The organism is Anaeromassilibacillus sp. SJQ-5 (assembly GCF_054108045.1).
Genome location: NZ_JBPJWQ010000001.1, coordinates 1,891,028 through 1,904,002, shown reverse-complemented (window position 1 = coordinate 1,904,002; position 12,975 = coordinate 1,891,028). Strand labels below are relative to the sequence as shown.

The window sequence follows — 12,975 nt, the reverse complement described above, 5'->3', positions numbered from 1 at the left end:
CAGGATGACAACGGGGACAATCACCAAGGTGGCCGGCCCGCTGGTTATTGCCGAGGGCATGCGGGAGGCCAACATGTTCGATGTGGTGCGGGTCAGTGAGCAGCGCCTGATCGGGGAGATCATCGAGATGCACGGCGACCGCGCTTCGATACAGGTCTATGAGGAGACCTCCGGTTTGGGGCCGGGGGAAACCGTGGAATCCACCGGGATCCCCCTGAGCGTGGAGCTGGGGCCGGGGCTCATCGGTTCTATTTTCGACGGCATCCAGCGCCCGCTGGAGGAGATCATGCGGGTCAGCGGCACCAATCTGCGGCGGGGCGTCGACGTGCCCTCTCTCGACCGGGCCAAGCGCTGGCATTTCGTGCCGGAAAAGGCTGTCGGGGACGAGGTGCGGGCTGGGGATGTGCTGGGTGCCGTTCAGGAGACCGCTGTGGTCTCGCATAAAATCATGGTGCCCAACGGCGTTATCGGTACGGTCCAAACCATCGCCGAGGGCGATTACACCATAGAGGACACGGCGGCGGTCATCGCGTCGGTGAACGGCGGCGAGGTGCCGGTGTGCCTGATGCAGACCTGGCCGGTGCGGGTGGGCCGTCCTTATAAGCGTAAGCTGTCCCCCGATATTCTGCTGACCACCGGCCAGCGGGTCATCGATACCCTGTTCCCCCTGGCCAAGGGCGGCGTGGCCGCGGTGCCCGGCCCCTTCGGCTCCGGCAAGACCGTGGTGCAGCACCAGCTGGCCAAATGGGCCGCGGCGGATATCATCGTCTATATCGGCTGCGGCGAGCGGGGCAACGAGATGACCGACGTGCTCAACGAGTTCCCTGAACTGAAGGATCCCCGCACCGGCAACTCCCTGATGGAGCGCACGGTGCTTATCGCCAATACCTCCGACATGCCGGTGGCGGCCCGGGAGGCCTCCATTTACACCGGCATCACCATCGCGGAATATTTCCGGGACATGGGATATACTGTGGCCCTGATGGCCGACTCCACCTCCCGGTGGGCGGAAGCCCTGCGGGAAATGTCCGGCCGTTTGGAGGAGATGCCCGGCGAGGAAGGCTACCCCGCCTATCTGGGCAGCCGTCTGGCCCAGTTCTACGAGCGGGCCGGCCGGGTGATTGTCAACGGATCGCAGGACAAGGAGGCCGCCCTGTCAGTCATCGGGGCTGTGTCCCCTCCCGGCGGCGATATTTCCGAGCCGGTGTCCCAGGCCACCCTGCGCATTGTCAAGGTGTTCTGGGGGCTGGACGCCTCTCTGGCCTACAAGCGCCATTTCCCGGCGGTCAACTGGCTGACCAGCTATTCCCTGTACGCCGATTCTCTCGCCAAGTGGTTCAATGAGAATGTCCGGGACGACTGGAGCCAGCTGCGGGGCCGCCTGATGGCCCTGCTGCAGGAGGAGGCCGAGCTGGAGGAAATCGTCAAGTTGGTGGGTATGGACGCCCTGTCCGCCCCCGACCGCCTCAAGCTGGAGGCGGCCCGTTCCATCCGTGAGGACTACCTGCATCAGAACGCCTTCCATGAGGTGGACACCTATACCTCCCTGGATAAGCAGTATCTGATGATGACCGCCATCCTGGGCTTTTATGACCGGGCGCGGGCGGCACTGGAGCAGGGGATCGACATCGACACCCTGGTGGCCCTGCCCGCGAGAGAGCGGATCGGCCGTCTGAAATACGCCGCCGAAGACGAGGCGGCGGACGAGTTCGCCCGCGCCATGGCGCAGCTTGAGGAAGAAATCGCCGGCGCGGCAAGCGAGGAGGAACCGAACTGATGGCTAAGGAATACCGCACAATCCGGGAAGTCGCCGGTCCTCTGATGATGGTGGGCGGCGTGGAAAACGTGAAATTCAACGAGCTGGGCGAAATCGAGCTGCCCAGTGGGGAGAAGCGGCGGTGCCGCGTGCTGGAGGTGGACGGCCAAAACGCCCTGGTGCAGCTGTTCGAAAGCGCGGCGGGCATCAACCTGGCCAATTCCAAGGTGCGCTTCCTGGGCCGCAGCATGGAGCTGCCCGTGTCGCCCGATATGCTCTCCCGGGTGTTCGACGGCCTGGGCCGTCCCATCGACGGCGGGCCGGACATCCTGCCGGATAAGCGCCTGGACGTCAACGGCACCCCCATGAACCCGGCTGCCCGCAACTATCCGCAGGAGTTCATCCAGACCGGCGTGTCCGCCATCGACGGCCTGAACACCCTGGTCCGGGGCCAGAAGCTGCCCATTTTCTCCGCCTCCGGCCTGCCCCATGCCAACCTGGCGGCCCAAATCGCCCGCCAGGCCGCCGTGCGCAATGATGACACCCCCTTCGCGGTGGTGTTCGCCGCCATGGGCATTACCTTCGAGGAGTCCAACTATTTTGTCGAGTCCTTCCGTCAGACCGGCGCTATCGACCGGACGGTGCTGTTCATCAATCTGGCCAACGACCCGGCCATCGAGCGGATCGCCACCCCGAAAATGGCCCTGACCGCCGCCGAATACCTGGCCTTTGACCAGGGGATGCACGTGCTGGTTATCATGACCGACATCACCAACTACGCCGATGCCCTGCGGGAGGTTTCCGCCGCCCGCAAGGAGGTGCCCGGCCGCCGGGGTTATCCCGGGTATATGTATACCGACCTGGCCACCCTGTACGAGCGGGCCGGCCGCCTGAAGGGAAAGGACGGATCCATTACCCTCATCCCCATCCTGACCATGCCGGAAGACGACAAGACCCACCCCATCCCCGACCTGACGGGGTATATCACCGAGGGACAGATCATCCTCTCCCGGGAGCTGTACCGCAAAGGCATCATGCCGCCCATAGACGTGCTGCCCTCCCTGTCCCGCCTGAAGGACAAGGGCATCGGCAAGGACCGCACCCGGGAGGATCATGCCAGCACCATGAACCAGCTGTTCGCGGCCTACGCCCGGGGCAAGGACGCCAAGGAGCTGATGGTCATCCTGGGCGAGGCCGCCCTGACCGATATCGATAAGCTCTACGCTGCCTTTGCCGACCGATTCGAGACGGAATACGTCTCTCAAGGCTACGACACCAACCGCTCCATTGAAGAGACGCTGGATTTGGGCTGGAAGCTCCTGTCCATCCTCCCCCGCAGCGAGCTCAAGCGAATCGGCGACGACATGCTGGATCGTTACTATGGGAAATAACAGAAACGTCCGCGCGAAGGAGGCCCGCTTATGGCCGTTATGAATGTGAATCCCACCCGCATGGAGCTGACCCGGCTGAAAAAGCGGCTGGTCACCGCCGTGCGGGGGCATAAGTTGCTCAAGGACAAGCGGGATGAGCTGATGCGCCGGTTTCTCGATCTCATCCGGGAAAACAAAGCCCTGCGTGAGCAGGTGGAGGCCGGTATCCGGGAAGCCAACCGCCATTTTGTGTTGGCCAGCGCGGTCATGCAGAAGGAGGCGCTGGACGCCGCCCTGCTGACGCCTAAGCAGGAGGTGGGGCTGGAGGTGTCCTCCCGTAATGTCATGAGCGTGGACATCCCCGTCTTTCACACCGCGCCCCGGACGGAGGAAAAGGGGGACAGCTATCCCTACGGCTTCGCCTTTACTTCCTTCGAGCTGGACGGCGCGGTGGAGGAGCTGGCGGGGCTGCTGCCTGTTATGCTGCGGCTGGCGGAATGTGAGAAGGCCACCCAGCTGCTTGCGGCGGAGATCGAAAAGACCCGCCGGCGGGTCAACGCCCTGGAGCACGTAATGATCCCCCGGCTGCAGGAGACCATCCGGTACATCACCATGAAGCTGGAGGAAAACGACCGGTCCAGCCGCACCCGGCTGATGAAGGTCAAGGACATGATGCTGGAAAGCGCCCACCATTATCAGGAGCATGTATAGTTTTAAACAAAGCCCCGGAAAGCGTAAAACGCTTTCCGGGGCTTTATCATGTCTGATTAAACTCGTTGTTTTTGTCTGTCTTCTTTACGTTTTGAATATCGTGTTTGGCTGCGCTCGGATCGTTGGCCAGGGGGATGTCATAAATATCGCTGTAGGATGTGATCTCCGGCGCTTCCTCCGGCGCCGCCGGAATCAGGCCGGTACATTCCGTTGTGGACGCGACGGCGAACAGGTTGTCGAACAGCTCCCGGCCGTCCTCGGCATTATAAGGCAATTTTTTGTCGGGCATGAAAATCAGCTCCTTTCCCATTAATAGCGTTCCCCGCGCGGCGGCGGGTATGCGGCGCAATCTCTGGAACCAGCGGCGAGTCCGTTTTATGGGACGCGGGATGCGGTATAGTATATGCAGAACAAACGTTCCAAACTCATGTGAAAAACGGGGAAGGGAGGAAATTTTTTGAAAAAAGGAACAAGCCGGGCGGGGCGGCGCATATGCATATAAGGTGGACACCGGCGAATCGGCTGAGGGGAGGCGCGTGGACATGGAGGACAGAGGCTTGAAGGACTGCCGCCGAACGGTGATGCAGACGGCCGCGGCCATCCGGCTGTTACGGGAGGATCGGGCAACGGACGGCGCCACGGTATACCGGTCGGTCTTTTCCGACGGCGTGTATGTGGGACGGGGGCTCGACAAGCTGGCCCGGTCGGTGGACAGGGTGCTGCGGCGCGGCTGGAAAACGGCGGGAGAGGCGCGGGAGCGCGGCGGCCGGCCGGCGGGCGCGATGGAGGAATGGTTCACCTACGAGGGGGTGCGGTTTTACCGCCTGGTTCCCCGGCAGGAGTGGGGAGACGCGCCCCTGGAGGAGGGAGAGACGTGAATACATTTCCCTGCCGCGACTGCGGCAAACGCACGCCGGACTGCCATGCCTCCTGCCCGGCCTATCTCAGTTATAAAGCCAAGCGGGAAGCGCAGCTGGCCGCCTACAAAAAAGAGCGGCGCGGCTACGACAGCGCGGTGGCCCAGGCGGTGGCCGGCGCGCTGCGCGCCCGGAAGAAGAGCGGTCGGTGACCCGCTGGATAATTTTGATAAACGGCATTGGTTTGGATCGGAAAGGATGACAACGAGTTTATGACGGAAAAGACACAGGCGGAAAAATGGGCGGTGCTGGCACAGGCGGTCCACATCCGCGCCAGCCGGCCCTGCACCGGCGGCGATTACGAGCAGCTGAAAACCAGGCTGAAGCTTTGCGGCATGACCGGCGCGGAATATGAGGATGCGGTGCGGGAGCTGCGCGAGGCGCTGGATATGGTATAGAATGCCCGCCGGCGGGCGGAAATATGGCAAGGGGAATGATCCCAGGTCGATATGGCCTGGGATTTTTTGACGATATAGGGTGAATGAATTAACCATGGGTAGGGCAGGGAAGTGGAGGATTCCCCCGTGAATGGCTCGATGGAATCCGTGTTATGGTGCTGTGTGTGCGGATGAACGCGTCCGGCCTGTTCCCGAGTATTGCGGTGGGCACGGTGCCCATCGTGCTGCTGAATCTGTAAACTTCGATACGTATCGTAAAAAAGAGATATTGCTCCCACCCCTTCGGTATGGTACAACGGAAGAAAGAGCCAGAATGAAGGAGGGATGTCCCATGGATGCGATCCATACCCTGCTGACCGAGACCAACAACCCAGCCACCGCGGGCATCTCCGGGTGCTCCACCCTGGAGATGCTGCGTCTTATCAACGACGAGGACAAAAAGGTGGCGCCGGCCGTGGAGAGGGAGCTGCCTCATATCGCCGACGCCGTCGACCGGATTGCCGCGCGGCTGCAGGCGGGCGGGCGCCTGTTTTATATCGGCGCCGGCACCAGCGGCCGCCTCGCCGTGGTGGACGCCAGCGAATGCCGCTGTACCTACGGCGTGCCGACGGACCTGGTGCAGGCCATTCTGGCCGGCGGGCTGGAGGGGATCGGCGACGCCGCCCAGGGAGACGAGGACGACGCGGCCATGGGCCGGGAGGAAATCCGCTGCCGGCGGGCCGGGGCCGGCGACGCGGTCGTCGGCATCACTGCGAGCGGGCGCACTCCCTACGTGCTGGGCGCGATCGCGCAGGCGAACGAGGCCGGGTGCCTCACCGTCGGTCTGTGCAGCAATCCGGATACCGCGTTGTCCCGCTTGGCCACCGTCACCATCGCCCCTCTCACCGGGCCGGAAGCGATCGAGGGTTCCACCCGGATGAAATCGGGAACCGCCCAGAAGATGGTGCTGAACATGCTGTCCACCGGGGTGATGATCCGGCTGGGCAAGGTGTACGGCAACCGGATGGTGGATATGGACGCGAACAACGAGAAGCTCCGCGCCCGCGCCGCCCGGATGGTGACGGACATCACCGGCTGCCCCGCCGAAGAGGCGGCGGCCCGGCTGACCCTGTGCGGATATGACGTCAAGCGGGCCGTCGCCTCCCTATGGCTGGACTGCGGGGTCGGGGAGGCGGCGGAGCGCCTGGCCGCCGCAGGCGGAAGCCTGGAGGCGCTGCGCGCCACGGAAAGGGGCGGCGTATGAAAGCCGTGATGGGCCTGGACGGAGGTGGAACCAAGACGCTGCTCCGCCTGGCTTCCCTGGACAAAGAGGTGCTTCTGGAGGAGACGGGCGGCCCGTCCAACCTCTGCTCCTGCGGCCGGGGGCCGGCCGCGGAAAACCTGCGCGCGCTCGTCAGCCGGGCGCTGGCCCGTGCGCCGGAGAGACTGGAGCTTCAAAGCGTCTGCGTCGGCGCCGCCGGCATCCTCACCCGGGAGGACGCGGCCTTTGTCGGGGAGATTCTGCGGGCCGCCACCGGCTGCCCCCGCGTGACGGTGATGGACGACGCGGTGACAGCGCTGTACGCCAGCCTGGAGGATGCGCCCGGCCTGTCGCTCACCGCCGGCACCGGCTCCATCTGTCTGGGAAAAGACGGCCGGGGGAACCTGGCCCGCGTGGGCGGCTGGGGCCACCTGTTCTCCGACGAGGGCAGCGCCTATTCCATGGCGGTGCAGGCCCTGCGCCGCAGTCTGTGGGGCGTGGACGGCCGGGGACCGGAGACGCGGCTGCTGGACAGCCTCCTCGCGGCCTGGAGCTGCGCCGGTGCCGAGGAGCTGACCGCCGCCCTGTACCGAGAGGGGGCGGATAAGCGCCGCCTGGCCGCCCTGTCCCCCTTGGTGGACGAGGCCGCCGCGCTGGGGGACGAGGTGGCATTGGACATCCTGGCCGATACGGCCCGGGAGCTGGCGGACATGGCTCTGGCCGCCGTGCGCCGCCTGTCACTGCGGGAAGAGGCGTTTTCGGTGTATCTCAGCGGCAGTGTGCTGCTGAAAAGCGAGCAGGTGCGGCAGGATTTCGAAAGGCGTTTGATCGCCGCCTGCCCCCTGGCCGCCGTCCGGCCGGCGGAAAAGGACGCCGCCTGGGGCGCCGTCCATCTGGCCCTGAGGCACCTGCGGGCATAAGCAAAGCCTTCGGCGTTATAGCCGGAGGCTTTTTTGGCGCGGGGGGGTTGTGCCGTTTGGCCAACGGACTATAATAGAGAGAGGATTCACCCGACCGTCAACGATAGGAGGCGGATTTCAGGACGGCGTGGCTCCTGTCCAGTTCATGAAGCGGATCCTGCGGAGCGCCAACGGCCTGATGTGGGAGCGGTGCCGGCAGGGGAGAGACGATCGGGAAGCCCGGAACGAGGAGGTTCTCGCCCATCTGCGGATGCTTAAAACCCAATGATATAAGGAGGAAACCCTGTGAGCGTGATAGAAGTTAAATCCGTGACTAAGGATTACGGCGGGGGCAAGGGCGTGTTCGACATCTCCTTCTCCCTGGAGAAGGGCGAGGTGTTTGGCTTTCTGGGGCCCAACGGCGCGGGGAAAACCACCACCATCCGGCAGCTGATGGGTTTTATCCGACCTCAGCGAGGCCGCTGCTCCATATTGGGTCTGGACTGTACGAGCAAGGCTGCGGTCATCCAGCGGGATCTGGGATATATCCCCGGGGAGATTGCCTTCATGGACGACATGACCGGCTGGAGCTTTATCAAATTTATGGCGGCCTACCGGGGAATGAAGAACCTGGACAGGGCGGAGGAGCTGATGGCGCGGTTCGAGCTGGATTCCCGGGGAAAACTGAAGAAAATGTCCAAGGGCATGAGGCAGAAAATCGGCATCGTCTGCGGGTTCATGCACGACCCGGCGGTGTTGATCCTCGATGAGCCGACCAGCGGCCTGGATCCGCTGATGCAAAACCGGTTTGTAGAGTTAATCCGGGAGGAGAGGCGGCGGGGCAAAACCATCCTTATGTCCTCGCACATGTTCGAGGAGGTGGAACGCACCTGCGACCGGGTGGGGATTATCCGGCAGGGGCATCTGGTGGCCGTGGACGAGGTGGAGGCCCTGAAAAAAGCAAAACGCCGCCGCTACACTGTCACCCTGGCCGACGAGGCGGAGGCCGCGGCCTTCGCCGCCGAGGGGCTGCGGGTCGCCGGTCGGGAGGGATGCCGGGTCACCGTGGAGGTGCAGACGGATCTGCAGGCGTTTATCGCTGCCATGGGCCGGCACAGGGTCTCCGGCCTGGAGGCGGCCAGTCAGTCGCTGGAGGACGTGTTCCTCCAGTTTTACGGAGAGGAGGCGGGGGTGCATGCTTAACGGTGCGTTATACCGGCAGGGGCTGCGAGCCTCTTGGAAGCCGCTGGTTATCTTTCTGGCCGTGCTGACGATGTACGACGCGGTGATCGTGTCCATGTTCGATCCCCGTATCGGGGATTTGCTCGCCACCCTCATGCAGACCATGCCGGACATCATGGCCATGTTCGGCATGAACAACCCGGGCGCCACCCTGGCGGAGTTCCTGACCAATTATTTGTACGGATTCTTGATGCTGATTTTCCCCCTGGTGTTTTCTGCCATAACGGCAAACAGCTTGGTCGCCCGCCATGTCGATCGGGGCTCCATGGCCTATTTGCTGGCCGCCCCCAACTCCCGCACGCGGGTCGCCGTCACCCAGATGGCGGTGCTGCTTACCGGGGTCACAGCCATCATCGCGGTCTGCACGGCGGTCGGGTGGGGGTGCAGCGCGGCGATGTTCCCCGGCGTGCTGGACGTGGCCGGCTATCTGCGGCTGAATCTCGGCGTGTGGCTGCTGCATCTGTGCCTGAGCGGGCTGTGCTTTTTCGCCTCCTGCATCAGCAACACCACCCGGCTTTCCCTGGCGCTGGGCGCAGGGACGGCCACGGTGTTTTACCTCATCCAGATGCTGGCCAACATGGGCGGCAAGCTGGAAACCCTGCGGTATATCACCCTGTTTACCCTGTTTCAGCCTGATAAGCTGCTGGCCGGGGAGGCGGCCGGCTGGGTCTTCGCCGCGGTGCTGGGCCTGCTAGGGACCGCGCTGTACGCGGCGGGGATTCTGCTGTTCCACCGCCGGGATTTGCCAATCTGACAAACGGCCGAAAAGAACAGGATGCGCACGAAGGCGCGTCCTGTTCTTTTTTCACTCATTTTTCGGACATGCATACAATGGAACGAGGCGGGTATCCGCCGCGAAACCTGCCAAGGAAAGGCATACAGGCCAGCCGCCTGCAAGGGGGCTTTGGGGAGTTTTTCTCTCGGCTTGTATAAACTTTCTGGAACAGGTAATCCTATGGATAACGGAATGGCCGGCGGATTCCCCGGCGTTCAAACGATATGCATCCGAAAAAAACAGGAGTGAGAATGGTGAACGTTCGTCGAGGAGATATTTTTTACGCGGATCTCAGCCCGGTGGTGGGCTCGGAGCAGGGCGGTATCCGCCCGGTGTTGATTGTACAGAACGACGTGGGTAATCGGTTCAGCCCCACCGTGATTGCGGCGGCCATTACCAGTCAGAAGGACAAGGCGCGGCTGCCCACCCATATTCAGCTCAATTCCCTCGGTAGCGGACTGGCCCGGGATTCCATTGTTCTGCTCGAGCAGATCCGCACCATTGATAAACGCCGCCTCAAAGAGCATATGGGCCGCCTGGACGACACGTCCATGACCCGTGTGGACGAGGCGCTGCAAATCAGCTTTGGCCTGGGAATGGACAAGGAAGTCGACGCTCAGAGAAGGGCTACATAGGAGCCTGCCTGAACAAACCGAGACGAAAGCTGGTATTTCTGAAAACGGCTGAAGCCGCCTGTGAATATTTTCCCCGCCGCCGCAGACACTATACCCGAACCGGACGTGAAATGAGAAAGGACGAACCTCTATGCCGAACCTGACCGCCAAGGAGCTCAGCTCCCTGGAAGACCAGCTGAGCGCCGAACAGCTCCTGGTTAAAAAATACAAGTCCTACGCCGTCTTGAGCAGCGATCCGCAGCTGAAGACCCAGTATGAGCAAATCGCCGGCCAGCATCAAAACCACTACGATCGCCTGCTGGCGTTCTTGAACTGAAGGGGGAGACGAAGATGAGCCAGAACAACGCCGCCCTCCCGATGCAGGATAAGGACATGCTCGGCGATGCGCTGAGCGCGCAGAAGCAGATAACCGATGCGTACAACACCTGCGCCAACGAATGCGCCACCCCCGCCGTGCGGGACGAGCTGCTTAAGCTTCTCCGGGAGGAGCACGCCATCCAGGCGGGCGTCTTCACCGAAATGCAGAAGCGCGGCTGGTATCCCACACCCATGGCAGAGGAACAGAAGATTCAGAGCGCCAAGCAGAAATTTTCCGCACAATAAAGTCGCCTTGGAGTCGTCCGCTTTCAGCGGGCGGCTTTTTTTCTTGCGTTTGTCCGGTAAATGTGGCATAATGAGCGTAGATTCGTTAAAAGGCTGAAAAAGTGCGGCTTTGGGCGAATAAGACGCAGAATCCTAGCTGCGTTTCCATGGTTCGCAGGTGTTTCAGGGACGCTTTTTCCAGTGTCCTTCTGTCATCACAAAGGAGGGGTTCGGTATGGTTGTCTGTTCCTACTGCCGATGGAGCAATCCGGAGCAAACGGCTGTCTGCCTGCACTGCGGCGCTGTTTTGCCGTCCGCCTCTCCGCCCCCATATGCCGCTCCGCCTCCGCCCGCCGGCTACCAGGCGGCACCGCCGCTCTACGCCCAGCCCTACTTCTCATACGGCGGGTACGGGGTCGGCGACTACCCCGCCAGCCGGCAGCTGGCGGTGGGGCAGCTGGTGTGGTCGATCATCAATATCGTCATGGGCTTCATGCCGCTGGGGATTGCCGCCCTGGTGATGACCATCTTGGCCCAGAGTGCCGACTGGGCGTCGCAGGAAAAACGGCGGCTGCGCGCGGCTATGGTCCTGAACATCATCAGCTCCTGTTTGCTTCCGCTTGTGGTTTTGCTGTTCTTCGCGCTGCTCATAGGCAGCTTGGCCGCGTATTGACCATCGCGTTTTCTTCGAAAAAGTGATGGATCCGGATAAATGGAACTTGCAATTATGAATAAATCATGGCATAATAATGACAATATCATGAACAGCGAGGCGGTTTCCCAACCGGCGCCGCTGTACCGCCGTATCCTCTGGTCCATGCCCTTCCGTGTGCTGTTCGGCCTGGGCGTGCCCGCGGCCGCGCTGGCGGGATTGTGGTTTCTGTACCGGTTCGGCAACCCGTTCCCCTGTGTGTTCCATAAGCTGACCGGGCTGTACTGTCCCGGCTGCGGGGCGGGGCGGGCGCTGTCCGCGCTGCTGCATCTGCATCTGGTGGACGCCATCGATTACAATGTGTTTTTTGTCATGGCGCTGCCCTTGGCCGCGTATTATTTGCTGAAGAAATACATTGTCCTGGTTTTTCACCGCGATCCGCTGCCGATATTCAGCACCTCCCTGCGCACCTACAATATCGTGATGCTGGTGATTCTCGGCTTCTGGATTCTGCGCAACATCCCCGTGTTTCCCTTTACGCTGTTGGCCCCATGAGGGTGGACATAGATTGATATACATAGGAGGAATTCTTTATGGCTACCTGTCCGCAGTGTCATGCGAACATTCCCGACGGCTCGGCGAACTGCCCGCAGTGCGGCGCGGTTATCGGCGCGCCGCAGGCGCCGGCTGCCCCGCAGCCGCCGGTTAACAACCAGGTCCCTGGAGGGTATCAGCAGCCGCCCATGTATCAGCAGCCCCCGGTGAACCAGCCCTATCAGCAGCCGATGTATCAACAGCCGCCCATGTACGCGCCTTACGGCCCCGGCGGCGCCAGCGGCCAGACCAACACCGGGCTGCTGGTGTGGTCGATCATCAACCTGGTGCTCTGTTGCATGCCCTTGGGCATCGCGGGCCTGGTGATGACCCTGAACGCTAAGAACTGCATGTCCATGGAGGAAGAGCAGCAGAAGCTCAAGACCGCCAAAACCCTGAACCTTATCGGCACCATCGGCGGCGCGGTCGTCGTCGTTTTGTACATCGTTCTGATCGTAACCGGCGCTTTGGCGATGGACAGCCTTTACTAATCCGCACAGCAAAAACCGGCGCGAAGCCTTGCTTCGCGCCGGTTTTGTTATGCCCGTATCACATAGAACAGGATGTCGAAATAGTGCAGCAGTGCCCCCGCCAGCACGAAACCGTGCCATAAAGCGTGCATGGCGCGCACACCCTTCCGTCGGTAAAACAGGATACCGCCGGTGTATACCAGGCCCCCAAGTATTAACAGAAGCATACCGGGCAGGGCGAGCTTCTGCAGCAGCGGGACGAAAGCGATGACCACGCACCAGCCGCTGGCGATATAGCAGACCATCGACACCTTTTTGAACCGTTCGATGCTGATGATATTGAGCACGATGCCAAACACCGCCGCGCCCCAGACAATGCCGAAAATCGTCCAGCCGACCCAGCCGCGCAGAGTGACCAGGGTGAAGGGGGTATAGGTACCGGCGATGAGCACGAAAATGGAGGTGTGGTCGAACACCCGAATAATCCGCTTAGCCCTTTGGTTGGTGATGGCGTGGTACAGGCAGGACATGGTGAACAGCAAAATCATGCTGAACCCATAAATCGAGGCGCTGACCACCTTCCAGGGGTCGCCCACGGCGTTGACGATGAGGATGACCGTTCCGGCCACCGCCAGAGCAGAGCCGACGCCATGGGTGATGGCGTTGGCGATTTCCTCCCCCAGCGTATAGAAAAAACCGGGCTTGAGATTCAGTTTTTTAGGCATGCGGCAGTT

At 62.1% G+C, this 12,975-nt stretch carries 19 protein-coding genes; 17 read left to right on the top strand and 2 right to left on the bottom strand.

Annotation, left to right across the window (positions count from 1 at the left end):
• The first annotated feature begins 4 nt into the window (after window positions 1-4).
• From ACSAMM_RS08205 to ACSAMM_RS08195, 3 genes are read left to right on the top strand one after another with little or no spacing between them, the layout of a single operon-like run.
• Window positions 5-1,777 carry a V-type ATP synthase subunit A gene (locus ACSAMM_RS08205; protein WP_457790972.1) on the top strand — a complete coding sequence of 591 codons (1,773 nt, stop codon included), beginning with the start codon at window positions 5-7 and terminating at the stop codon, window positions 1,775-1,777.
• Window positions 1,777-3,147 (top strand): V-type ATP synthase subunit B, encoded by a 1,371-nt coding sequence (locus ACSAMM_RS08200; protein ID WP_178722045.1) that lies wholly within the window; start codon window positions 1,777-1,779, stop codon window positions 3,145-3,147. Before ACSAMM_RS08205 ends, ACSAMM_RS08200 begins: the two co-directional genes overlap by 1 nt.
• A 30-nt stretch (window positions 3,148-3,177) precedes the next feature.
• Window positions 3,178-3,837, top strand: a complete 660-nt coding sequence (locus ACSAMM_RS08195; RefSeq protein WP_457790970.1) for a V-type ATP synthase subunit D — start codon at window positions 3,178-3,180, stop codon at window positions 3,835-3,837.
• Between the two features lie 46 nt (window positions 3,838-3,883).
• On the opposite strand, the gene ACSAMM_RS08190 is transcribed toward ACSAMM_RS08195, so the two are convergent.
• Window positions 3,884-4,126: a hypothetical protein gene (locus ACSAMM_RS08190; protein WP_178722169.1), complete on the bottom strand. Its 243-nt coding sequence runs from the start codon at window positions 4,124-4,126 to the stop codon at window positions 3,884-3,886.
• A gap of 253 nt (window positions 4,127-4,379) precedes the next feature.
• On the opposite strand from ACSAMM_RS08190, the gene ACSAMM_RS08185 reads away from it, so the two are divergent.
• The 14 genes from ACSAMM_RS08185 to ACSAMM_RS08120 all read left to right on the top strand — a co-directional run bounded on the left by ACSAMM_RS08185 (window position 4,380) and on the right by ACSAMM_RS08120 (window position 12,262).
• Complete coding sequence (locus ACSAMM_RS08185; protein WP_457790968.1) at window positions 4,380-4,715, top strand: hypothetical protein; 336 nt, start codon at window positions 4,380-4,382, stop codon at window positions 4,713-4,715.
• Window positions 4,712-4,906 carry a hypothetical protein gene (locus tag ACSAMM_RS08180; protein WP_178722165.1) on the top strand — a complete coding sequence of 65 codons (195 nt, stop codon included), beginning with the start codon at window positions 4,712-4,714 and terminating at the stop codon, window positions 4,904-4,906. Before ACSAMM_RS08185 ends, ACSAMM_RS08180 begins: the two co-directional genes overlap by 4 nt.
• Window positions 4,907-4,966: 60 nt before the next feature.
• Window positions 4,967-5,152, top strand: a complete 186-nt coding sequence (locus tag ACSAMM_RS08175; protein ID WP_457790966.1) for a hypothetical protein — start codon at window positions 4,967-4,969, stop codon at window positions 5,150-5,152.
• Between the two features lie 331 nt (window positions 5,153-5,483).
• Window positions 5,484-6,395 (top strand): N-acetylmuramic acid 6-phosphate etherase, encoded by a 912-nt coding sequence (gene murQ, locus ACSAMM_RS08170; RefSeq protein ID WP_457790964.1) that lies wholly within the window; start codon window positions 5,484-5,486, stop codon window positions 6,393-6,395.
• Window positions 6,392-7,312, top strand: coding sequence for a BadF/BadG/BcrA/BcrD ATPase family protein (locus ACSAMM_RS08165; protein WP_457790962.1), 921 nt, complete (start codon window positions 6,392-6,394; stop codon window positions 7,310-7,312). Before murQ ends, ACSAMM_RS08165 begins: the two co-directional genes overlap by 4 nt.
• Window positions 7,313-7,439: 127 nt before the next feature.
• Complete coding sequence (locus ACSAMM_RS08160) at window positions 7,440-7,580, top strand: hypothetical protein (protein WP_457790960.1); 141 nt, start codon at window positions 7,440-7,442, stop codon at window positions 7,578-7,580.
• Window positions 7,581-7,597: 17 nt separating this feature from the next.
• On the top strand, window positions 7,598-8,494 hold the full coding sequence (locus ACSAMM_RS08155; RefSeq protein WP_178722157.1) for an ATP-binding cassette domain-containing protein: 897 nt from the start codon (window positions 7,598-7,600) through the stop codon (window positions 8,492-8,494).
• Window positions 8,487-9,287 (top strand): ABC transporter permease subunit, encoded by an 801-nt coding sequence (locus ACSAMM_RS08150; protein ID WP_457790959.1) that lies wholly within the window; start codon window positions 8,487-8,489, stop codon window positions 9,285-9,287. Before ACSAMM_RS08155 ends, ACSAMM_RS08150 begins: the two co-directional genes overlap by 8 nt.
• A gap of 272 nt (window positions 9,288-9,559) precedes the next feature.
• Window positions 9,560-9,943, top strand: a complete 384-nt coding sequence (locus ACSAMM_RS08145; RefSeq protein ID WP_457790958.1) for a type II toxin-antitoxin system PemK/MazF family toxin — start codon at window positions 9,560-9,562, stop codon at window positions 9,941-9,943.
• 130 nt (window positions 9,944-10,073) lie between these two features.
• Window positions 10,074-10,259 carry a spore coat protein gene (locus ACSAMM_RS08140; RefSeq protein WP_178722153.1) on the top strand — a complete coding sequence of 62 codons (186 nt, stop codon included), beginning with the start codon at window positions 10,074-10,076 and terminating at the stop codon, window positions 10,257-10,259.
• Between the two features lie 14 nt (window positions 10,260-10,273).
• Window positions 10,274-10,546, top strand: coding sequence for a spore coat protein (locus ACSAMM_RS08135; protein ID WP_178722151.1), 273 nt, complete (start codon window positions 10,274-10,276; stop codon window positions 10,544-10,546).
• A gap of 214 nt (window positions 10,547-10,760) precedes the next feature.
• Window positions 10,761-11,198 (top strand): hypothetical protein, encoded by a 438-nt coding sequence (locus tag ACSAMM_RS08130; protein ID WP_457790956.1) that lies wholly within the window; start codon window positions 10,761-10,763, stop codon window positions 11,196-11,198.
• Between the two features lie 54 nt (window positions 11,199-11,252).
• Window positions 11,253-11,732, top strand: a complete 480-nt coding sequence (locus ACSAMM_RS08125) for a DUF2752 domain-containing protein (protein ID WP_457790954.1) — start codon at window positions 11,253-11,255, stop codon at window positions 11,730-11,732.
• A gap of 38 nt (window positions 11,733-11,770) precedes the next feature.
• On the top strand, window positions 11,771-12,262 hold the full coding sequence (locus tag ACSAMM_RS08120; protein WP_178722148.1) for a CD225/dispanin family protein: 492 nt from the start codon (window positions 11,771-11,773) through the stop codon (window positions 12,260-12,262).
• 47 nt (window positions 12,263-12,309) lie between these two features.
• Here the strand turns inward: ACSAMM_RS08120 and trhA are convergent, their stop codons facing one another.
• A complete protein-coding gene (gene trhA / locus ACSAMM_RS08115) occupies window positions 12,310-12,966 on the bottom strand; it encodes a PAQR family membrane homeostasis protein TrhA (protein WP_178722146.1) in 657 nt (218 codons plus the stop codon).
• Between the last annotated feature and the right edge of the window lie 9 nt (window positions 12,967-12,975).